We start from the raw sequence: 21,304 nt of genomic DNA, 5'->3' as shown, positions 1-21,304 counted from the left end.
GGTTTCTGATCGTCGATGGAAGTTAAAATTCCATAGAAGAGGCGCGGTGCATCGGGATCTGTAAAGGTCATGAAAACCTGGAAAGTGTTTCGAGAAGAACCGAAACGTCAACGGGTTTCGCGATATGGGCGTTCATGCCGGATTCCAGTGCTTTTCGGCGGTCCTCTTCAAACGCGTTTGCCGTCATGGCGACAATCGGGATTTCCCCGCGTTTTCCCGGGAGTGCACGGATCGCTTCTGCGGCCTGATAGCCGTTCATGTTCGGCATCTGAATATCCATCAGAATAACATTGTAATAATCTTCTGGTGCGTTCTGGACTGCTTTTAAGCAGAGGGCGCCGTCTTTTACGTGCTCGGCGTGAATGCCGTTTTCTTCCAGAACGGTGAGTACAATTTCTGCATTCAGGTCATTATCCTCGGCAAGCAGCACACGTTTTTCGGAAAGCGTCTGCAGGGACTGCTCGAGAATCTCGTCTTTATGCTGGTGAGCCGCAAGCTGTTCTTCGGTCGGAAGTCCAAACGTGAGGCAGACCGTAGTTATTGTTCCGGCACCGAGTTCGCTTTCCACATCGATCGTTCCGCCCATCAGATTCACGAGGGATTTGACGATCGGAAGGCCGAGGCCGGTTCCGGTGATGTGGCTTTCGGTGGAGGAATGTTCTCTTGTAAATTCTTCAAAAATATGCGGCAGATACTCTTTGCTCATGCCGATACCGTTGTCCTTCACGGTGATGCGGTAGGAGGCAAAGCCCTTCCTTGGTGCCGGTGTCTCTTCGATTTTTACGAAAATTTTTCCGCCCTCCGGCGTATACTTGATGGAGTTGCTGATGATATTCAGCAGAATCTCCCGTATTTTTGTCCGGTCGCAGAGGATGGCATCGTGTTCCACCGTGTTGTAACAGAGATAGGAAAGCTTTTTGCTTTTTAACGAAGGCTCAAACACTGCATTCAGGGAATTGATCAGCTCGCTGTAGCTGCCGAGCTCGATTTTCAGCGAGGCCTTACCGCTCTCAATGCGCGCCATCTCAAGCACGTAGTTGATCAGGGAGAGCAGAAAACTGCTGGAGGACTTGATTTTTGCAATGTAGTCGACCGCGCGGTCCTTCTCGTCGATGTGCTTTTCCAGCAGATCCGAGAAACCGATGATGGCATTCATCGGAGTTCGGATGTCGTGGCTCATGTTGAACAGAAAACGTGTTTTTGCTTCGTTGGCAGACTGTGCTTCCTGTACGGCTTTTTCCAGTTCTGCTGCGTGAATCTCGTCTTTATAGCGGCGCATCTGGAACTGCAGAAAACCAATAGAGGCAAGCAGGGAAAGGATGAGTCCGAGTGCAAAGGAAACAAAAACCTGCAGCGGACTGAGCCAGCCGTTTTTCGGTACAATTTCAAAATGCCAGGTGTCGTTCGGCACGGTGCAGAGAACTTCGATGGCATCGGAACGCCGGGAATTGCCGGAGTGTGCGATGGAAACGTGTTCGCCGGTGGCCGGAGAAATTTTCCAGAGTTCGTAGGTGTAGCCGGCTTCTTCCAGTGTATCCAGTTCAATTTCGTTCAGAAACGATTCCCAGTCGAGAACGAGAATCGAAAAGCCCCAGAAGGTCTGGTCACCGTTGGCATCGGTGGTATAAATCGGGTCAAAGAGCAGTGCTCCGATGTCGCCCTGCTGCAGCTCAAACGGTCCTGCAATCGTGTATTCGCCGCTCTCTTTGGCAAGGCGTGCCTCCTGTTTCCGGGCAGGATGCTCGAGCATGTTAAGTCCGAGTGCGGCTTCGTTTCCGCTCATCGGATAAATCAGTGTGACAATGCCGTCCTTTGCAAGCTCATGTGCTTTGATGACATTCTGGTCGTCCTGCATCAGCGAGGAGAGGACGGAAAACTCTTCGTCATTGACGGTATAACCGGCTTCAATCATGTGTTTCATCAGATTGGATTCGGCAAGATAATGGTTTAACTGCGATTTCACGCGGCCGATGGTCGTCTGTGCGGTATAGTCAGCTTTCAGCTTTGCTTCCTTTAACTGATTCTGATACAGAAAAACGGCGCAGAGCTCGACAAGAAAAAATGTAATAAAAAACAGCAGAAGCGCCTGAAATCGAATCTGTTTTTGCGTTAATTTTGTTTTCATATCGGATGCTCATCTAAATTCGTAATATTTCCGGCTTTTTCAGGTGATTTTTTTGAGTAAAAACGAAGGCCGGAGTTAAAAATATTATATCGGATTTACCCTGGGATTTCAATAAAAGAAGCGTTAAGTTTGAAAGAGAACGGGATGAAATGAATGGGAAATGTAATGCATAAGAAGAAAATTGCCAGAATGGGCGGAGAATGGAATTGCCAGATAGTTGCTCATTATATCAAAATCATTTATAATAGGGACAGACGACACAGAATGAAGGATTGACAATACAATGGACTATGTGATTTTTGACCTGGAATGGAACCAGTGTCCCTATGGAAAAGGAAAAGAGAACCCGAAGCTGCCATTTGAGATTATTGAGATCGGCGCGGTGAAGATGGATGGTGAGCGGAATGTGCTGGGAACGTTTCACCGGATTGTAAAACCGGTGGTCTACCAGCATCTCCATCACCGGACGCGCGAGGTCGTCGGACTGACAGAAGAGGATCTGCAGAACGGAATCCCATTTGCGCAGGCCGTGCAGGAATTTTTTGCATTCTCCGGCGGTGCGTGCATGTTCGGCACCTGGGGACCGGGAGACCTGACGGAGCTCCAGCGGAACATGAAATTTTATAACCTCCTGTCGCTGATCCGCGGGCCGATTCATTTTTACGATGTACAGAAACTGTTCGCGATCCAGTACGAAACGATGAAGAGCCGCCGGGCGCTCGAGTACGCCGCCGACTTCCTCCATCTCCCGAAGGACGAGCATTTTCATCAGGCGCTTTCGGATGCAAAATATACGGCCGACATTTTTGCGCGCATCGATATGGATGTTGTGCTGGCGTACGACTCGATCGACGTATATCAGAACCCGAAATCGAAAAAAGAGGAGATCCACGCCGTCTATAATGGCTACACGAAATTCATCTCCCGCGAATTCGACACAAAAGAAGAAGCCATGCACGACCGCGAGGTCTGCAGCACGCACTGCTGCATCTGCGGGAAAACGGCAAGAAAACGCTTACGCTGGTTTTCGGCCGGCGGGAAAAACTACTACTGCGTAGCCTGGTGCCCGGAGCACGGATATTTGAAAGGCAAAGCCCGCATGAAACATTCGGATGAAGGAAAACTCTTCGTCGTGAAAACCATCCGCATCAGCAGCGAACAGGAGGCGGGGGAAATCCGGCAGAAGAAAGAGAACCTGCGGAAGAAGAGGAATCAGAAGAGGAAAGAAATGTAAGAAAGGCAGAGGAAATGGAAACGGGATAAAAGGTTTCATTTCTTCTGCCTTTTTAATTGGAAAACAGAGCGGGATCGGTTATAATAAAAAATAATGGAACGTATGAAAAGAGGAGGCGCAGAATGGGAGCTTATTTAAACAGTCAGACACCGTATACCCTGTATCAGAGTGAGAGCCGCAGCCCGTATTTTGTGGATAAAACAATGCTGCTGCAGGAACTGTTTCCCTATGTGGCTGCAGGGAATCGCCATCTTTGCGTCACAAGGCCGCGCAGATTTGGAAAAACAATTGCGGCCAATATGATCAGCTCGTTTTTTCAGAAGGGTATTGATTCAGGTGAACTTTTTGACCGGCTTAAAATTTCAGAAGCGGATGACTGCCAGAAATACAAAAACAAGTATAACGTCATTCGGATTGATTTCAGTAAAATGCCGAGAAACTGTGAATCTTACCGACAGTATATCGAGCGTGTGGAAGAACTTCTGATCAGTGATCTGCGGGAAGCGTATCCGGATGCAAAAACCAGTGAAACAGATGCGATTGGAGATATTCTGGAAGAGATCTTTCAACAGTATCATGGCGAAAAATTTATTTTTGTTCTGGACGAATGGGATTTTATTTTTCACAGGGGATTTATAACAGAAGCGGATAAAGCAAAGTATGTGGCATTTTTAAGTAATCTGCTGAAGGACCGTCCCTATGTGATTTTATCGTATATGACGGGAATTTTGCCGATTGCGAAATATTCCAGCGGATCGGAACTGAATATGTTTGCGGAGTTCACGATGGTAAATTCACCAATGTTCGGAACATACTTTGGATTTACAGATGACGAAGTGGATGATTTGTATGAAAGGTACTGTAGAGAATGCGAAAAACAGAGAAAAATAAAAAATGTGACGCGAAAAGGTCTGCGAGACTGGTATAACGGTTATTATACAAAATCGGGAGAGCGGGTATACAATCCACGCTCCGTTGTTTTTGCACTACAGTTTAACAATCTGGCAAATTACTGGACCAGCTCAGGTCCATATGATGAAATTTATTATTACATTCGAAATAATGTATCCGACGTCAGGGATGACCTTGCACTGATGGCAGCAGGAGAGTCAGTTTCGGCAAAAATACAGGAATATGCGGCCACTTCCATGAACCTGTCTACGAGAGATGAAATTTACTCTGCGATGGTGGTGTATGGATTTTTAAGCTATTTGAATGGAAAAGTGTCTATTCCGAACAGGGAATTGATGGAGAAGTTTGATGAGCTGCTGATGAAGAATGAATCTCTGGGATATGTATATCGTCTGGCGAAAGAGTCCGAGAAAATGCTGAAAGCGACTCTGGCGGGAGATACGCATACGATGGAAAAAATTCTGGAACTGGTGCACGATACGGAAGTTCCGCTGCTGTCGTACAACCATGAGACAGAATTGTCAGCCATTGTCAATCTGGTATACCTGGCTGCGCGTGACAGTTACCGGGTAGAGCGTGAGGATAAGGCGGGAGTTGGGTATGTGGATTTTATTTTCTATCCATATGATCTGACCGCAGATGGAATTATTCTTGAACTAAAAGTAGACCACACTCCGGAAGAAGCAATTCAGCAGATCAAAGACAGGAAGTATGCATTAAAATTTGTGCCGCGGCTTGCAGAACAGAAAAAGTATACAGGAAAAATACTGGCTGTGGGAATTGGGTATGAAAAGACGGAGAAAAAGCACAGGTGTAGAGTGGAAAGCTTAAATTGAGTGCTTGAGAGGTAAGAGAACTATCGATAAAAGCAGGTTTGTCGGTAGTTTTCTGTTATAGAGAAGAAATGGGGGCAGAGCAATGAAAACAATCCATAAAATTTCCGGAATTTTTCTGTGGTGTGTCGTTGGCGTGTTTCTTGGAAAGAGCGTTTATACGTATTATGACTACACAGCACACCCCGGTTTGTATGAGACGTGGTCTGCACCGTGGTATACAGGGATTCTGCGGGATGGCGTAATTGCGGCGGTTCTGATTGCGGTGACGCTGGCGGTTCGGTGGGTGATTCAAAGAAAAATGAGGAAGGAATAGAAGGCGATGATTTTTAAGAGACTTGGCTTGATGAGGAGTCGTTTTTACGGAAAGAACTGAAAGAATAAGAAAAGACAAAAGGACGAAAAACAATGGCAAAATTATATTTCCGCTACGGCGCGATGGGCAGTTCGAAATCTGCTAATATTTTGATGGTTCGCTATAATTATGAGGAGCGCGGGCAGTATGCTGTCCTGTTGAAGCCGCGGACGGACAACCGCGACGGAGAACATGAAATCAAGTCCCGCATCGGGCTGGAGGCACCGGCGGAATATGTGGATGAATTTTTAAAAGAAATTTCAGAGACCTGGAGTGCAGACAGCGGGGAATACCGGTATCACGGAAAGAAAGTGGATGCGGTTCTTATCGACGAGGCGCAGTTTCTTTCTCCGGAGGAAGTTGATACGCTTTCGGACATCGTGGATTTTTATGGGATTCCGGTTCTCTGCTACGGTCTGCGTGCGGACTTCCAGACACATCTGTTTCCGGGTTCGAGAAGATTGATGGAAATCGCTGACATCATCGAGGAAGTCCCAACGGTCTGCTGGTGCGGAAGACGGGCGCAGTGCAATACGAGATACGCAGACGGAAAAATCGTTCGGGAAGGCGCGCAGATTTTCCTTGGATCGAACGAGAGTTATGTGGCGCTTTGCAGGAAACATTATAAAGAAGGAAAGCTGTGGAAGGAAGATGAGTAAGATAACAATATATGAAGTACAGGAGAGAATGCCGCGGATGGAAACGCTGGTGGAACTGTGGGAAGCTTCCGTCCGTGCGACACATCATTTTCATCGTTAATAGGAGCTTCTTTTGCAACAACATCCATTCGTATCAGTTTATCAAGAATATCCACAAGAGCAGGTCCGCTGGAAACATTTGATTGCTGCAATATAATCTTTTCTGGGATAATACTCCGTTTTGCACCATGCTTTTTATCGCTGGGGAACATCAGAAAAAGGATATGGAAAAAAGCCGATGGAGATGTTTTTGATTAAAAAACTTTAGGAATAACAGCAGGGGAGAGTGAAGTGAAAAAAATATTTTTAATGAGGCATTCCATCCCGGAAAAAGGGGATATACCGAATGAGCAGATTCCTCTATCGGAAGAGGGAAAAGCGCTTGCTGTATCAAAAAGAAATATATTTTCAAATGTGGACAGATGCTTTTCTTCACCTTATCGGAGAGCAATGGAAACGGCTGAATTCATCGCAGATCACCCGGTCATTGTGAAGGAGCTGCATGAAAGAACGATCGGGGATGCCAGGGAGGATTTCTGGCTGAAACAGTATGAAGATCACGATTTTCGCAATCCGGGCGGGGAATCGTTAAATCAAGTGAAGGTGCGGATGAAAACCGCGATCGATTCTATCGTCGGACAGATGGAAGAAGGAGAAACAGCACTCGTGGTTTCTCATGCGACGGCGATCTGTGCATATTTGCTTTCTTACTGTGAAATTGAAGTGAAAGATGCGGAAAACAAAGTAAGAAAAATATCCTTCCATGGAAAAGAAATCCTGAATGGCAGATTTCAGCCGGCAGATGGATTTGAAATCCTTTTTGAAAACGATATTTTTTCGGACATTCGTGTTATGGGGAGAGAAAAATGAAAACATTATATTTGATCGGCGGAACGATGGGCGTTGGCAAGACGACGGTAAGTCAGCAGCTGAAAAAAGATCTGGCGAACAGCGTTTTTCTTGACGGCGACTGGTGCTGGGACGCCGATCCGTTTCAGGTGACGGATGAGACGAAAGAGATGGTGATGGACAACATCTGTTATCTGCTGAATAACTTTCTGCATTGCAGCGCTTATGAAAACGTTATTTTCTGCTGGGTGATGCATGAGCAGAGTATTGTTGATGAAATCGTCAGTAAGCTGGACACGGAAGAATGCAGAGTGATTAAAATTTCGCTGATCGTGGATGAAGCAAATTTGCGGAAGCGGTTATTATCCGACATCGCAAATAAGATTCGTACGGAAGAGATTATGGACAAAAGCATTGCACGAATTCAGATGTATCAGGTACTTGATACGGTAAAAATTGATACGAGTAATAAGAGTGTCTGTGAAATTACAGAGGAAATTGCAGCACTTTAAGATCAAAAAACAAGGAGCCAAACCAAAATGACCGAACGAATCATAGACAATGAACTCCGGCTGATCCCATATTACAGGAATGACGAGGCCTCTCTTCCGTGGTATCAGGATCTGGACGTGTGTAGGCAGGTGGACAACCGGGAGAAGCCGTATGATGTGGAGCTGTTGCATCGGATGTATGATTATCTTACCGCGCACGGTGACTGCTATTATATAGAATATAAGGGCGTGCTGGTGGGAGATGTTTCGCTGAGAGAGAATAGTGAAATCGCTGTCGTTGTCTGTAAAGAATACCAGAATCAGCATATTGGAAGACGGTGCGTTCTGGAGATGCTGAAGCTTGCAAGAGAAAAGGGAATGGAGCGGGTAAAAGCCAATATTTATTCTTTTAATGGACAAAGCCAGCGCATGTTCCAGTCGGTCGGATTTGAGAAAACGGCGGAGGAATGGTATGAGTCTAAGCTGTAAGTGATTGCAGAGAAAGAGAGAAGAAATGAACATAAAATACAATCAGCTGTGCATTAGAAATGCCGAAAAGAAAGATTGTGAACAATTAGCCGTCTGGTGGAACGATGGAACCGTCATGGCCCACGCCGGATTTCCAAACGGGCTTGGGACAAGCGCAGCGGAAATTGAAAAACAGATTGCCGACGACAGCGATGAAACAAGACGAAGACTCATCATAGAATACAACGATGTGCGAATCGGCGAAATGAGTTTCTATGTATTCGAAAATCATCGATATGAAATCGGAATCAAAATCTGCGAATCCGATTACCAGGAAAAAGGCATTGGAAGAGTTGTACTGAGCATGCTCATAGAAGAATTGTTCCGCATGGGAGCCAACGTTATTTTTCTTGATACCAACCTCAAAAACACAAGAGCACAGCATGTCTACGAGAAACTCGGCTTCCGCAAAACCGCAGTCCATTACAATTCCTGGAAAAATCAGCTGGGGGAAATGGAATCTTCTGTCGACTATGAGCTGACGGCGGATGAGTTTTGCAATCTGAAATAGAAATTGTAAAATAAATGAGGGACGAGTGTAAAGAAAGTTCGATGGGAGAAAGAAGTATGGTATCTTTGACATTGTCTAAAAAAGAAATGGGTTTTCACTGGGTAAGGTTTATGCCTGACAGGACTTGCTCGTTTCTTTTTTTGCTTTATAAACGATTATAATTTATCCATTGCGGCAGTGTTAATGTAAAAACAGCAAGTCCTCTTGACAATGTGATTAGCCTGAACTAACATGAAGCTATAAGAAACATAAACGGTAGTCTGAGGAGGAATGTGAGATGCTGTTGTTGCAAAACATATTATACTGTCTTCTGTTTATTCTGATGGTAAAGTGTCTGGTAAGAAATGATGGAATGAACTGTGTTTATTTTTATCCAAAGGAATATATAGAAGAAGCCGATAAACGTGGACTGATCGACAAAGATGCGGTCATGAAAAAAGGAAAGCAGGTTATGATTCCATTTTGCATCATTTTGTTCGTGGTGCTGATCGCGATCATTTTTGTCTGGAATAAAGTCACCGATTTCAAGACGGCATATCTCCAATCCTACCTCTTCCTTGTGGTGATGAACTGGTTCGACGGAATTATGCTTGACCGGGTGTGGGTTGGACACAGTAAAATATGGGAGATCAAAGGAATGGAAGGGATTCCGTACATAAAACCATGGAAAACCGTGCTGACAAAACGAGGCCTGGCGACGATTCTGTATCTGATCATTGCACTTGTGACAGCTGGGATTGTAGTGCTGGTTGGGAAAATCTGTTAAGAGACAGCATTGAAAAAAAGAGAAGAATATTATATACTACTCATGAGTAGTATTTTTGCGTAAGGGACTTTCGGAATATATAGGAAGTTAAATATCTCTGTTTTACTGGAGCAAATCAGTAAAACAGAGATATTTTTATGCCGCAGGCGTACCAAATTTGATTCGAAAAATTTTTGGCATTGAGAACGAAGGGCGGAGACGGTATAATGGAAGCAGAATTTTAACATCAGTAGACAAGAAGTCCCCCGCTTCTAAAGCGGTGGGATGAATTGTTAAAAGAAACATAACAGCAGTGGCGGGCGGAGAGAAATCGGTATCCTCCATTGACATGAGGTAAGTCACAGTCGAACTATTTTCGACATGTCAGACTCCGTGAAAATACCGACTGTGAGTTGAAACAACAGAAAAGGTATAAAACATGAGATATCAGATCAGAAATGCCAGAGTCCAGTTTGGCGCAGACACGATTTTAAACAGTGTGAATTTCGAAATTCACGACATAGAAAAAATTGCAATTGTCGGCAGAAACGGATGCGGAAAAACGACGCTTCTGCGGCTGATTGCCGGGGATATTGAGATGAGTAATCTGGACAGCGACGAGAGCTGCGGAATTACGATGAGCGGAAAACAGAACATCGGTTTTTTGCGCCAGATTAATTTTACCGATGGAGATGTGCCGGTAAGAGTGGAGTTGGAGAAGGCTTTCGCGGAAGTCTTTGCGTGTGAAGCGCGAAAAAAGGAAATCGAAAAGCTGCTCGCCGAGGCAGAAGATCACAAAAAACTGCTGGGAGAATACGACTATTTGGAGCGGAGAATGGAGAGTCTCCACGGATACAGCTGGAAACGGGATATGGAAACGATGTTTCAGAAATTTGGTTTTGCGCTCGAAGATCTGGAAAAACCGATCGGTGAATTTTCGGGCGGACAGCAGACAAAAATTGCCCTAATTCAGCTCCTCTTACAGCGCCCGGACATCCTGCTTCTGGACGAGCCGACCAACCACCTCGACATCGCTGCAGTGGAGTGGTTGGAAAATTATCTGAAAAGCTACGAAAATGCCGTTATCATTGTATCACATGACCGCATGTTTCTGGACCGCGTGATTGATGTGACGTATGAAATCGAATACGGTGACATCAAACGGTATCCGGGAAATTATTCGGCATTTGTGAAACAAAAAGAAGAAGCACAGATCAAACAGGAAAAAGACTATGAAGCGCAGCAGAAGGAAATCGAGCGTCTGACGGCGTGGATTGAAAAATGGAAAAACACACCGACAAAAGTTGCGGCCACCCGTTCGAAACGAATGGCGATCGAGCACATGGTAAAAATTGAGAAACCGCGGCGGTTTGACACGAGGACATTCCACGCCTTATTCCATCCGGTACGCGAAAGCTATACGGATGTGCTCACGATGAAGAAACTGAAAATCGGATACGATACCGTCCTGAGCGAGGTTTCGGTCGTCATCAAAAAAGCAGAACGGATTGTGATCATCGGAGAAAACGGAAAAGGAAAGTCGACGCTTCTGAAAACCGTTGTGGGCGAAATCAAGGCATTAGGCGGAAGCTATCAGTTTGGAAACCGCGTGGATTTTGCCTACTTCGATCAGCACCAAGCAGTCAACCAGAAATTCGACCCGGAGCAGACGGTGCTCGACTATTTCTGGAGTCTTTATCCGAACCTGCTTCGCAACGATGTCCGAAGCGCACTGGGAGCCTTTCTGTTTTCCGGTGAGGATGTCGAAAAGAAAATGGGGCAGCTCTCCGGCGGTGAAAAAGTGCGGCTGGAGCTCTGCCGGATTTTCTATACGAAACCGAATTTCCTGATCCTGGACGAGCCGACGAATCACATGGATCTGGCGGGAAAAGAAGCGCTGGAAAAAATGCTGACCAGCTACGAGGGAACCGTTCTGTTCGTATCGCACGACCGTTATTTCATCAACCAGGTGGCAACCGGCATTCTGGAGTTCGGCGAGAGCGACGTACAATTTTACGGAATGAATTATGCACAGTATCTCGAAGAAATCAAACGGCAGACACCGGGCAGAGAAACGGGAAATGCGGGAGGAATTGTACGGAAATCAGCCGACGTTCCGACACTGGATGATGTGTTTGACAAAAAGAAATATTATAATCCGGGAAAAATTCTGTCCCGCTTAAAACGGCAGCTCGAAAAATACGAGGAGCAGCTTGCGGAGAGTGAGAGCAGAATGTCAGAACTTCAACTGGAAATGATGGACCCGGAACTTTCCGCAGATTACGAACGGCTGATGGAGCTTCAGACGAAAATAGACGAAGAAAATCAGACACAGGAATCCCTGCTGGAACGCATGATGGAAACGGAACTGGAACTCGAAGAGATGGAAACACAGGACGAATAGAGAGGTGAGTACCATAGAAAAGATAGATCAGTCTAAAAATGGACTATCATGAAAATGAAGTTTTTCTCGTTTTAGGATATTCGGTTTGTTATATTTTGTAAAGTATTCTGCACCCATGACTGGTATGCATTCGTAAGCGGGGCTGAAATCTTTCGGATAAAAAAGTCAAATTTTGTTGACAACCCCGAAGACATTTGATAGTATTTATCAAGTAATGTAATATTCCATGAGGGAGTAGTTAGCACGAATGTGTGATTTGTCAACATTCTGATTATAAGAAAAGAGTATAATCTGGCAAATCTTAAATAATGAGACTCATGTATATCGATGAATCACCGGTGTATCGCATATCGGATGTTCCTTGATATACATGAGTCTTTTTTTGCGGATAATGAGTAAAACCTGCTTCTGTTAACGATACTATTTTGGAATATATGCTTGGAAAACAAAGGAGGAAAACATGGAAAATTTCATCAACAACGCCCCGTTTGCTCTTGTGCTTGTCTGTCTCGTCATCGGTTTTGTCCTGCTGATCAAAGGTGCGGACTTTTTCGTAGAAGGAAGCTCAAGCGCAGCAAAGAGACTGCACGTTCCGTCGATCATCATCGGACTGACCATTGTTGCCATGGGAACATCACTTCCGGAGACCGCGGTCAGTGTATCGGCTTCACTTACCGGCAACAACGAGCTCGCAGTCAGTAATGTCATCGGTTCCAATATCTTTAACCTGATGGTTGTCATCGGTGTCTGTGCCGTACTGACTACCGTAGAAGTCGCAAAGGAAACCATCAAAAGAGACATCCCGCTGTCCCTGATCTGCGCCGGACTTTTAATGGTTTTAGGAATCAGCGGACTCGGCGATAAATCCGGTATGATGCTCGGTCACCTGGACGGCGTGATCTTAATTGGATTCTTTGCAGGTTACATTGTCTACATGGTTCAGATTGCATTAAAGGCAAACCGCGAAGGAAAAAAAGTCGAAATTGAAGGCGGTTCCGACGAGGACATCAAGCTGCTTTCCGTTCCGAAGAGTATCGTGTTCATCGTCGGCGGAGCAGTCGCCATTGCAGTCGGCGGAGATGTGACCGTAGATGCCGCAGCGAGAATTGCGGGCGATCTCGGAATGAGCCAGACTCTGATCGGACTGACCATTGTTTCCATCGGAACTTCCCTTCCGGAACTCGTAACTTCTATCGTTGCTGCGAGAAAGAATGAAGTTGATATGGCACTTGGCAATGCGATCGGTTCTAATATCTTCAACATTCTTATGGTACTTGGCATTGCATCCGCAATCAGCCCGATGGCCATCATTACGGAAAATATAATTGATTTGTGTGTATTGATCGTATTCACGGTATGTGTATGGATTTTTGCAGGAACCAAAAAGAAAATCGGAAGAGTCGAAGGTTTCTGTATGGTCGCATTTTATGCCGCATATGCCATTTATATCATTATAAGATAAGGGGAATGGAAAATGGTGTTATTTCTAAAGGTGTTTCTTACCGAGTTCATCGCAGAGATGGGCGATAAGACGCAGCTCATGCTGATTGCGCTTACTTCGAAGTACAAGCTGAAAGACATTATCCTGGGAACCGCAGCCGCGATTCTGGTACTGAATGGAATGGCGGTTCTCGCAGGCGGCCTCGTCAGCGAATTCATTCCGGACTGGCTGATTAAGACGATTGCAGCACTCGCATTTCTTTACTTCGCAGCATCCACCATTTCCGGTGATGATGACGAGGAAGAGGAAGAAGGCGGCAAATCCAAAATTCGGTTCGCACCGCTCGCCGTTTTCTGTACGTTCTTCGTAGCAGAGCTCGGAGACAAAACACAGCTTACCGCAATCACCTTTGGTGCAAATGAAGGTATGGGATCCGCATTCGTTGTATGGATCGGATGTTCTCTCGGACTGTTCGCAGCGGATATTCTCGGAATGCTGGTCGGCTACCTCTTAAAGAGCAAGACACCGGATGGGCTGCTGAATACACTGGCGTTTGTCATCTTTTCAATTTTCGGTGTATACACACTTTACCAGGGACTGAAACTGATCAGCGCAAGCGTCTGTCCACTGCCGGTATGGCCGGTACTGATCGCAGCAACGGCTGTTTTTGTTGTTGTATGTGTCTGTCTTTTTGTGAAAAGAGAGAAGAAAAAAGCAAAATAAAAACTGCGTGCCGCATACTCATGATTTTGATGAGAAATGCGGCGCGTATTTTTTATGCGGCAAAATGAAAGTTTACCATTGAAGCATTTATAGGGTATAATATTTTGTAACTATTCAGAGCCCCATCTCGCCATATGAAATTCCAGAAAAATAGCTCATTCATGTAAACATGATTCGCGATTTTTCTTCCATTTCGCATGGCTCTGAATAGTTACAATATTTTCAAATCATTATTTACGAGGATGAAGGATAATAACATGTCTGATTTTAGTATCAACGAAATGCAGGAAATGCAGAAAGCGGGAAAAATGCGGACTGAAAAACAGAAGACCGGAATTGTATGGGATTCTCACAGGAGGACGAAAGTGAAAAACCGGAAGCTGCGTGGGAAAATCCTGTCCTTGTGATAGTCAGAGGGATCAAGTATAATGAGTCATATAAAATGTTGACGGGAGGGATTTGCATGGGAAGTTATCTGAATCCGGGAAATGAAGCATTTGCGGTTGCATTAAATTCTGAGATTTATGTTGATAAAACAGGACTGCTGACTTATACGAATAAAGTCATGAACACTCTGCAGGGATATATCTGCAACAGCCGCCCGCGGCGGTTTGGAAAATCAATTACGGCAAACATGCTCACCGCGTATTACAGCAAGGGCTGCAGTTCGAAAGAAATGTTTTCCGGGCTGGAAATCAGCAGGGCAAAGGATTTTGAAAAACATCTGAATCAGTATGATGTGCTCCACTGGGATATCCAATGGTGTATGGAACCGGCAGGCGGACCGGAGCGGATTGTTTCTTATATCTCAGAAAAAACGATTTCGGAGTTAAAAGAATATTATCCCCATATACTTCCAGAAGAAATCCGGTCACTGCCGGAGGCGCTGTCACGGATCAACGCGGCATCCGGGACAAAATTTATTGTGATTATAGACGAATGGGATGTTCTGATTCGTGACGAGGCGGCGGATCTCAAAACACAGGAAGAATATATCAATTTTCTGCGGGCGATGTTCAAAGGGACGGAGCCGACAAAATATATTCAACTGGCATATCTGACAGGTATTTTGCCTGTAAAAAAAGAAAAGACACAGTCGGCGCTGAACAATTTCAAAGATTATTCGATGCTGCATGCCGGGCCGATTGCACCATATGTAGGTTTTACAGAAACAGAAGTTCAAAAACTATGTGAAGTATATGGTCAGAAGTTTGAAGAAGTCAAACGATGGTACGACGGTTATCAGATTGGGAAATATCATGTATACAATCCAAATGCCGTTGTGAACCTGATGCTCGAAGGCGAATTCCAGAGCTACTGGTCCGGAACCGCATCCTATGAGGCGATTGTTCCGCTGATCAATATGGATTTTGATGGCCTGAAAAGTGCCGTAATCGAAATGCTTTCAGGAGATCATGTTCCGGTTGATGTTACCTCTTTTCAGAACGATACCGTTAGCTTCGCCAATAAAGACGATGTGCTGACGTATCTGATTCACCTTGGATATCTGGCCTATGACCGGACATTTAGAACTGCTTTTATTCCGAATGAGGAAATCCGTCAGGAATTGATTCTGGCAACGAAAAGGAAAAAATGGAATGAGTTGATTGTATTTCAAAAAGAATCAGAGCAGCTTCTGAAAGATACAATTCAGATGAATGGAAACGCAGTAGCAAAAGAAATTGAAAAAATTCACAGGGAATATACTTCTGTGATTCAGTATAACAATGAAAACTCACTCAGCAGTGTTCTGTCCATTGCCTATTTGAGTTCCATGCAATACTATTTCAAACCAATCCGCGAATTTCCCGCGGGTCGTGGATTTGCAGACTTTGTGTTTATTCCAAAGCCGGAGTTTCAGAATTATTACCCGGCGCTTGTTGTGGAACTGAAATGGGACAAAAGCGTCAGAGCAGCATTAGATCAGATCAGAGACAGAAAATATCCGGAGTCTGTTGCATGCTATGCAGGGGAGCTTTTGCTGGTGGGAATTAACTACAATGAAAAAACAAAAGAACATGAATGCCGGATTGAAAAGTATGAAAAATAAGGGCATATTTCAATTTCAGTTTACAGAGATAAGAGAGTATGGATAAGATAGAGATATATCATTATTTAAAAAGGCAAAATATAGCGTATGAAATTACGGAACATAAGGCAGTTTTCAATATGGAAGAAGCAGATGCTGTTGATTTGCCGTATCCAGAGTGGGGCGCTAAAAATTTATTTGTTCGCGACGATAAAAAACGTAATTATTATTTGATAACGATGAAAGGGAACAAGCGAGTAGATTTGAAAGCGTTTCGCAGGCAACGTGGTCTGCGTGCACTTTCTTTTGCAGCTGCGGAGGAATTATTTGATATTATGAAACTGATACCCGGTGCCGTTACGCCGCTTGGTATTCTAAACGATGCCGAACACAGAGTTCAAGTCTTCATGGACGTGGAATTTGTCGGAAATAAAATTGGTGTTCATCCAAATGATAATACAGCAACCGTTTGGATGCAGGCTGATGATTTAATGAAAATAATTCAGAAGCATGGAAATACTGTGGAATACGCATGTATATAATCGAAAGGTATTGCTAAAAAGTCTGAAAAAAGAAAAATTCACAAACAAAAATGGTTCTCATTCTGCACTAAATATATTTACCGAGTATTCCATGACAGATCCCGGTGATCTGGCGGAATATTTTGGCTTCACAGAGCAGGAGATATCTGCCCTCTGTGAAAAATATGAGATGAGTTTTGAAGAAGCAAAAACGTGGTACGATGGTTATCAGTTGATTGCGCATCGGCAGACTGGAGATGAAATTTATTCCATGTATAGCCCGAAATCTGTGGTAGAAGCCATGCTGCGCCACAAATTCGGAACCTATTGGAACCAGACGGAAACGTATGAGGCCTTAAAAATTTATATTCAAATGGATATGGATGGCCTGAAAGATTCTGTGGTTCGAATGCTTGCCGGTATCAATTATAATAAAAAAACGAAGAAACATGAATGTGTTATTGAAGTAATGCAAAAATAAAAACGGAAGTCTCATGTCTGCGCAGTAAGGGTGGTGGATATGGGACTTTTTGGTAAAGATAAATAAAATTTATGGAGGAAACAGAATGATTATTGATTCTTATGATATCAACAGCGAGCCGATTGTAAAGCTGGAGAATTTTTATGGGGAGAAGCAGCATCTGGTAAAAAAATGTATGGTAATTTTTTCAAAAGTAATATATGAATACATGCTTGAAAAATTCCCATGCCGACAGATTGCAGAAGTAAGAGCATGCAATGGAAATATACCGGTTTGGACTCTGCCATATGAGGAAGAAACGATTGCTTTCTACCTGACACCAATTGGTTCCGCTCTTGCAGCAGGAACGATTGCCGAAGTCAATCATTTAACAGGAGCATCCGTCTTTATCATGTTTGGCTCGTGCGGCAGTCTGGACAAAGAAGCAACCGATGGAAAGTTTATTCTCCCAACGGAGGCATACCGGGGAGAAGGACTGTCCTATTATTTTGCAGAACCGCAGGACTACATAAAAATAAAAAACACGGACAAACTGGCGGAATTTTTCAAAGAAAGGAAACTGCCATACGTTCAGGGGCGCGTATGGACGACAGACAGTATGCTTCGGGAAACGGTAAATCTTGTAAGAAAACGAAAAGAAGAAGGATGCATTGCCGTGGAAATGGAACTCGCAGGCGTTCAGGCGATCAGTGATTTTTATGGATTTGAACTGTATGATTTTCTTGTTGCGGGAGATGTGCTGATCGAAGGAAACTATGAAACGGATGGATTATCTGCCGCTAACCACGATCTGGACAAGCTGTTTCTGGCGCTGCAGATAGCGAAAAACATGAGGATAGAGGGACGGTAAAATGAAATATAAAGAAAACATAATTTTGAAAAATGGGCAGGATTGCATAATACGAAATGTTCTGTATGAAGATGGGTCGAGATGTCGGATTTGTATGTAGTAACACATAGTGAGTCCGATTATCGGAACCGAAATCTGTAAACTATACGTAGATCCATGTCTGCAGAACAACGGGGTCGGCCACGCGCTGATTACCTTTGTAATTGAAAAGTTTGACGCAGACCATCTATGGGCATTGGAGAAAAATACGCGTGCCATTGCGTTTTACAACCGCCACGGATTTCGGTGGGCAGGAACGAAACAGCTGGAAGCAGGAACGACAGAATATCTGCTGGAATTAAGACGATGAGAGCGCGGCGTGCTTTCTGTCCTTCCTGCAAAAATTAAAGCAGGAGAAAACGGTCTTGTGTTTTAACCGAATCAAGCAAGTAGCGAAGCGGATTGCGAATATCCGCTTTACTGAAGCAAAAATAGCCGAAAAGCCTGTTCTACCGTATCGGCCATATTTTCTGCCGCATTTTTCACATCCATAGCTTCTTCGAGTGAAACGACGCTCCGCATAATAGGGAAAAAGGCATCAATTCCGGCGGCGTTGCATGTGGATGCATCTTTTGTAACACAGCCTGAGAACGCAAGGACAGGTTTGCCGTATTCTTTTGACAGTTTTGCAACTCCAATCGGCGCTTTTCCCATCACGGTTTGCCCATCGAGCTGTCCCTCACCGGTGATGACAAGATCAGCGTCTCTCACATCATCACGAAGTCGGGTTTCATCCAGTATGATCTGAATGCCGGGTTCCAGTGAAGCAGAAAGAAACGTCTGAAAAGCAAATCCAAGTCCGCCCGCAGCACCCGTTCCGGGAAATTCCGCGTCAACGTTCAGGAATGTTTTCCGGCAGAGCGCGGCGTAGGAGGCAAGCGATGTGTCCATACGTTTGATCATGACAGCATCCGCGCCCTTCTGCGGTCCGAAAACGGCGCTGCAGCCGTTGGAACCGCAGAGCGGATTCGTTACATCGCAGGCAATACGGAAGGTGCATTCCGAAAGTTCCGGCAGAACGTGATCTGCCGTAATCGCGGTAAGAGATTCCAGTCCGACAGCACCAAAAGGAACCTGTTTTCCTTCTGCATCGAGCAGTCCGAAACCGAGTGCCTGTAGCATACCAATACCGCCGTCATTTGTGGCACTTCCGCCGATTCCAATGATAAAGCGGTGGCAGCCATTGCGGATGGCATCGCAGATAACCTCACCGACACCGTACGTTGTGGCGTACAGCGGATTTTTCTCATCGCCGTGTACCTGCGTAATACCGGCAGCCCCCGACATCTCGATAATGGCGGTCTGCGTCCGGTCGATGATGCCATACGGGCAGATAACCTGCTTTCCGGCAGGACCGGTCACCGAAACGGAGACAAGCCGTCCGCCAAGACCTTCGGTCAGTGCCTGAACGGTACCTTCACCGCCATCGGCAAGCGGGCGCACAACCGTCTCCACCTTCGGATCGACACGATAAATCCCGGTGGCGGCCGCTGTTCCAGCCTGCAGAGAGGAAAGGCTTCCTTTAAAAGAATCAATTGCAATCACAACTTTCATCATTTTTCTCCTGATTTCAAATATTTTTCAATCCGACACTCATGCACCTTCGTCTTCTTATCATAATTAACACCAACCAGCAGAATATCCCCTGTATAAGATGCAATGGAAGCCGGGTAATGCTGTCTTTTAATCTGATCCAGTGCCGTTTTCGCATTCTTGTTCCATTTCAGTTCTACTACAAGCGCCGGAAAATCGTATCGGTATTCCGGCTTTGGCAGAAAGACAAAATCGGAAAAACCGCGCCCGGTCGGAAGTTCACGAATGGGTTTGAAGTAATATTGCATCGTACTTAAATAAGCAATCGTGAGGACACAACTGAGCGAATTTTCATTATGATACTGAATCACGGAAGTATATTCCTCATGGACCTTTTCAATTCCGGCAGCGACAGCATTTTCATCCATATCGAGCGTAGCATCTAAAAGATCCGCAGATTCCTGCTGGAAAGCGAAAAGTTCATTCCAATGATTGGAAGTCACCGCAGTCAGAAACTCCCGGCGGATTTCTTCGTTGGGAATATATGCCATCTGTGTCTGCTGATTGTAGGCAAGATAGCCCAAATGAATCAGCAGCGTCAGAACATCATCTTTATTTACAAAGCTGACCATGTCATTTTTAAAAGAGGTAACCATGACAGGAACTGCGGCGCCGGAAAGCATCTCCAGAATTGCTGTTTTCAATCCGTCAAAATCCATATTGATAAAAGGAACCATCGAGTCGTATGTGCTCGTCTCCGACCAATAGCTTTGGAATGTCCCATCCAGAAGCAGACTTGTTACCGCGTTTGGATTGTATACATGGTAATTTCCAAGCAGATAGCCGTCGTACCATCGTCTGACTTCCTCAAAATTTTGTCCGTATTTCTGACAGAGAGCGGAAACTTCATCTTCTGTGAATCCAATATAGGAAGCCAGCGGGCCTGGATTCAGCATGGAATACTGATGAAAATTATTTAAGGCAGACTGCGTTTTCAATTTTTTGATCGGAAGAATACCCGTGAGAAACGCAAGCTGGATATATTTCGTCGGTTCCGTCCCTTTGAACATTCCACGAAGAAAATTAATGTAATCATCCTGAATTTTCTGGTTGGAGGCCTCATCACGAATCAGGACATCCCATTCATCAATAATAATCACAAATTTCTGTCCGGTCGCCTCTTTGATCCGGGACAGAGCGTCGGGAACGGTGGAAACTTCCGGCGGAAGCTGATCTGCATAGATGGTACGCAGCTCGGCCAGTGTACATTCTGTAATGTAGGCCACAATCTGTTCCGGATCGCTGACATTCGAAAGAAACCACTGGATGTCCAGATGAATCACATCGTACTGGTTCAGATGCTTCTCAAAGTCTGCCGTCTGGCTGATCGCAAGGCCAGAAAACATCTTTCTGGAATCACAGCCCTTGCTGTAATAGGCCGCCAGCATATTTGCAGCAAATGATTTTCCAAACCGCCGCGGGCGGCTGTTGCAGATATAGCCCTGTATGGTGTCCAGAACTTTGTTGGTATACGATAAAAGTCCTGTTTTGTCCACATAGATTTCAGAATTGAGAGCAACCTGAAATGCACTGTTGTCCGGATTCACAAATCTTCCCATGATTTCACTTCCTTTCCGTTTTTTGATTATACCCCGATTTTACCATTCCCCCATCCAAATAGCAACGCACACCCCCGAAAATCCCGTAAAATCGCGGAAAAGAACCGATAAAATATGCTTTCCACTCTTGACAACGCTTACAGCCCCTAGTTATAATAAGGCATGAAAAACGATGACGAAGACAGTAGTCTGCGCGTGAACGGTCTGTGGAAAGCGAGCCGGGGATGGTGGGAGTCCGGTACAAGTAGCGGCAGGTGAACATCACTTCCAAGTTGCAGTTCTGAATCTGCGTACCCGGCGCATAAAATATAGAAAACCGGAGAGCAGTGGTAAGAAGTTGCCGGTTGTTCCCCGTTACAGGAAATGCATATGATAGTATGTAA

At 45.0% G+C, this 21,304-nt stretch carries 19 protein-coding genes and 1 pseudogene; 17 read left to right on the top strand and 3 right to left on the bottom strand.

Annotated features, from left to right (window positions below):
* Positions 1–67: 67 nt before the first annotated feature.
* Positions 68–2,125, bottom strand: a complete 2,058-nt coding sequence (locus tag DWZ44_RS14190) for an ATP-binding protein (RefSeq protein ID WP_117805118.1) — start codon at positions 2,123–2,125, stop codon at positions 68–70.
* Between the two features lie 283 nt (positions 2,126–2,408).
* On the opposite strand from DWZ44_RS14190, the gene DWZ44_RS14185 reads away from it, so the two are divergent.
* The 17 genes and pseudogenes from DWZ44_RS14185 (at position 2,409) to DWZ44_RS14100 (ending at position 18,079) form a co-directional block, all read left to right on the top strand.
* A complete protein-coding gene (locus DWZ44_RS14185) occupies positions 2,409–3,359 on the top strand; it encodes a 3'-5' exonuclease (protein ID WP_117761367.1) in 951 nt (316 codons plus the stop codon).
* Between the two features lie 122 nt (positions 3,360–3,481).
* A complete protein-coding gene (locus DWZ44_RS14180; RefSeq protein WP_117761366.1) occupies positions 3,482–5,107 on the top strand; it encodes an AAA family ATPase in 1,626 nt (541 codons plus the stop codon).
* Between the two features lie 82 nt (positions 5,108–5,189).
* Positions 5,190–5,420, top strand: coding sequence for a hypothetical protein (locus tag DWZ44_RS14175; protein WP_117510543.1), 231 nt, complete (start codon positions 5,190–5,192; stop codon positions 5,418–5,420).
* A gap of 92 nt (positions 5,421–5,512) precedes the next feature.
* Complete coding sequence (locus DWZ44_RS14170; protein ID WP_117761365.1) at positions 5,513–6,118, top strand: thymidine kinase; 606 nt, start codon at positions 5,513–5,515, stop codon at positions 6,116–6,118.
* A 348-nt stretch (positions 6,119–6,466) separates the two neighbouring features.
* Positions 6,467–7,027, top strand: a complete 561-nt coding sequence (locus tag DWZ44_RS14160) for a histidine phosphatase family protein (RefSeq protein ID WP_117805117.1) — start codon at positions 6,467–6,469, stop codon at positions 7,025–7,027.
* Positions 7,024–7,518, top strand: coding sequence for an AAA family ATPase (locus tag DWZ44_RS14155; RefSeq protein WP_117510549.1), 495 nt, complete (start codon positions 7,024–7,026; stop codon positions 7,516–7,518). The genes DWZ44_RS14160 and DWZ44_RS14155 overlap by 4 nt, the downstream gene beginning before the upstream one ends.
* Before the next feature lie 27 nt (positions 7,519–7,545).
* Entirely contained in the window at positions 7,546–7,986 is a 441-nt protein-coding gene (locus DWZ44_RS14150) for a GNAT family N-acetyltransferase (protein ID WP_117510551.1), read from the top strand.
* 25 nt (positions 7,987–8,011) lie between these two features.
* Complete coding sequence (locus tag DWZ44_RS14145) at positions 8,012–8,536, top strand: GNAT family N-acetyltransferase (RefSeq protein WP_055225836.1); 525 nt, start codon at positions 8,012–8,014, stop codon at positions 8,534–8,536.
* Positions 8,537–8,813: 277 nt separating this feature from the next.
* Complete coding sequence (locus tag DWZ44_RS14140) at positions 8,814–9,302, top strand: hypothetical protein (RefSeq protein WP_117510553.1); 489 nt, start codon at positions 8,814–8,816, stop codon at positions 9,300–9,302.
* Positions 9,303–9,720: 418 nt separating this feature from the next.
* Positions 9,721–11,685, top strand: coding sequence for an ABC-F family ATP-binding cassette domain-containing protein (locus tag DWZ44_RS14135; RefSeq protein ID WP_117805116.1), 1,965 nt, complete (start codon positions 9,721–9,723; stop codon positions 11,683–11,685).
* Between the two features lie 460 nt (positions 11,686–12,145).
* Positions 12,146–13,147, top strand: a complete 1,002-nt coding sequence (locus DWZ44_RS14130; protein ID WP_117510557.1) for a calcium/sodium antiporter — start codon at positions 12,146–12,148, stop codon at positions 13,145–13,147.
* A gap of 12 nt (positions 13,148–13,159) precedes the next feature.
* Positions 13,160–13,849, top strand: coding sequence for a TMEM165/GDT1 family protein (locus DWZ44_RS14125; RefSeq protein ID WP_117761361.1), 690 nt, complete (start codon positions 13,160–13,162; stop codon positions 13,847–13,849).
* 463 nt (positions 13,850–14,312) lie between these two features.
* Positions 14,313–15,899 carry an AAA family ATPase gene (locus DWZ44_RS14120; RefSeq protein ID WP_117761360.1) on the top strand — a complete coding sequence of 529 codons (1,587 nt, stop codon included), beginning with the start codon at positions 14,313–14,315 and terminating at the stop codon, positions 15,897–15,899.
* A gap of 38 nt (positions 15,900–15,937) precedes the next feature.
* Positions 15,938–16,420: a prolyl-tRNA synthetase associated domain-containing protein gene (locus DWZ44_RS14115; RefSeq protein WP_055268132.1), complete on the top strand. Its 483-nt coding sequence runs from the start codon at positions 15,938–15,940 to the stop codon at positions 16,418–16,420.
* A gap of 46 nt (positions 16,421–16,466) precedes the next feature.
* Positions 16,467–16,820: pseudogene (locus DWZ44_RS14110) on the top strand (AAA family ATPase); the annotation flags it as partial.
* 145 nt (positions 16,821–16,965) lie between these two features.
* Positions 16,966–17,730, top strand: coding sequence for a nucleoside phosphorylase (locus DWZ44_RS14105; protein ID WP_117510563.1), 765 nt, complete (start codon positions 16,966–16,968; stop codon positions 17,728–17,730).
* Positions 17,731–17,839: 109 nt separating this feature from the next.
* Positions 17,840–18,079: a GNAT family N-acetyltransferase gene (locus DWZ44_RS14100; protein WP_242991196.1), complete on the top strand. Its 240-nt coding sequence runs from the start codon at positions 17,840–17,842 to the stop codon at positions 18,077–18,079.
* A gap of 107 nt (positions 18,080–18,186) precedes the next feature.
* On the opposite strand, the gene DWZ44_RS14095 is transcribed toward DWZ44_RS14100, so the two are convergent.
* A complete protein-coding gene (locus DWZ44_RS14095) occupies positions 18,187–19,323 on the bottom strand; it encodes a glycerate kinase family protein (protein ID WP_117805115.1) in 1,137 nt (378 codons plus the stop codon).
* A complete protein-coding gene (locus DWZ44_RS14090; protein WP_117761357.1) occupies positions 19,323–20,921 on the bottom strand; it encodes an AAA family ATPase in 1,599 nt (532 codons plus the stop codon). Before DWZ44_RS14090 ends, DWZ44_RS14095 begins: the two co-directional genes overlap by 1 nt.
* Positions 20,922–21,304: the final 383 nt, after the last annotated feature.

The sequence above is a fragment of the Blautia sp. AF32-4BH genome (assembly GCF_003460565.1).
Taxonomy (GTDB): Bacteria; Bacillota; Clostridia; order Lachnospirales; family Lachnospiraceae; genus Fusicatenibacter; species Fusicatenibacter saccharivorans.
This window is presented reverse-complemented; position numbering and strand designations above follow the sequence as displayed.

Excerpts from the sequence above, each read along its gene's own strand:
- DWZ44_RS14185 (WP_117761367.1), top strand. The coding sequence starts at position 2,409 with ATGGACTATGTGATTTTTGACCTGGAATGGAACCAGTGTCCCTATGGA.
- DWZ44_RS14115 (WP_055268132.1), top strand. The coding sequence starts at position 15,938 with ATGGATAAGATAGAGATATATCATTATTTAAAAAGGCAAAATATAGCG.
- DWZ44_RS14190 (WP_117805118.1), bottom strand. The coding sequence starts at position 2,125 with ATGAAAACAAAATTAACGCAAAAACAGATTCGATTTCAGGCGCTTCTG.
- DWZ44_RS14090 (WP_117761357.1), bottom strand. The coding sequence starts at position 20,921 with ATGGGAAGATTTGTGAATCCGGACAACAGTGCATTTCAGGTTGCTCTC.
- DWZ44_RS14130 (WP_117510557.1), top strand. The coding sequence starts at position 12,146 with ATGGAAAATTTCATCAACAACGCCCCGTTTGCTCTTGTGCTTGTCTGT.
- DWZ44_RS14180 (WP_117761366.1), top strand. The coding sequence starts at position 3,482 with ATGGGAGCTTATTTAAACAGTCAGACACCGTATACCCTGTATCAGAGT.
- DWZ44_RS14120 (WP_117761360.1), top strand. The coding sequence starts at position 14,313 with ATGGGAAGTTATCTGAATCCGGGAAATGAAGCATTTGCGGTTGCATTA.
- DWZ44_RS14125 (WP_117761361.1), top strand. The coding sequence starts at position 13,160 with ATGGTGTTATTTCTAAAGGTGTTTCTTACCGAGTTCATCGCAGAGATG.
- DWZ44_RS14160 (WP_117805117.1), top strand. The coding sequence starts at position 6,467 with ATGAGGCATTCCATCCCGGAAAAAGGGGATATACCGAATGAGCAGATT.
- DWZ44_RS14145 (WP_055225836.1), top strand. The coding sequence starts at position 8,012 with ATGAACATAAAATACAATCAGCTGTGCATTAGAAATGCCGAAAAGAAA.
- DWZ44_RS14175 (WP_117510543.1), top strand. The coding sequence starts at position 5,190 with ATGAAAACAATCCATAAAATTTCCGGAATTTTTCTGTGGTGTGTCGTT.
- DWZ44_RS14140 (WP_117510553.1), top strand. The coding sequence starts at position 8,814 with ATGCTGTTGTTGCAAAACATATTATACTGTCTTCTGTTTATTCTGATG.
- DWZ44_RS14095 (WP_117805115.1), bottom strand. The coding sequence starts at position 19,323 with ATGAAAGTTGTGATTGCAATTGATTCTTTTAAAGGAAGCCTTTCCTCT.
- DWZ44_RS14150 (WP_117510551.1), top strand. The coding sequence starts at position 7,546 with ATGACCGAACGAATCATAGACAATGAACTCCGGCTGATCCCATATTAC.
- DWZ44_RS14155 (WP_117510549.1), top strand. The coding sequence starts at position 7,024 with ATGAAAACATTATATTTGATCGGCGGAACGATGGGCGTTGGCAAGACG.
- DWZ44_RS14105 (WP_117510563.1), top strand. The coding sequence starts at position 16,966 with ATGATTATTGATTCTTATGATATCAACAGCGAGCCGATTGTAAAGCTG.
- DWZ44_RS14135 (WP_117805116.1), top strand. The coding sequence starts at position 9,721 with ATGAGATATCAGATCAGAAATGCCAGAGTCCAGTTTGGCGCAGACACG.
- DWZ44_RS14170 (WP_117761365.1), top strand. The coding sequence starts at position 5,513 with ATGGCAAAATTATATTTCCGCTACGGCGCGATGGGCAGTTCGAAATCT.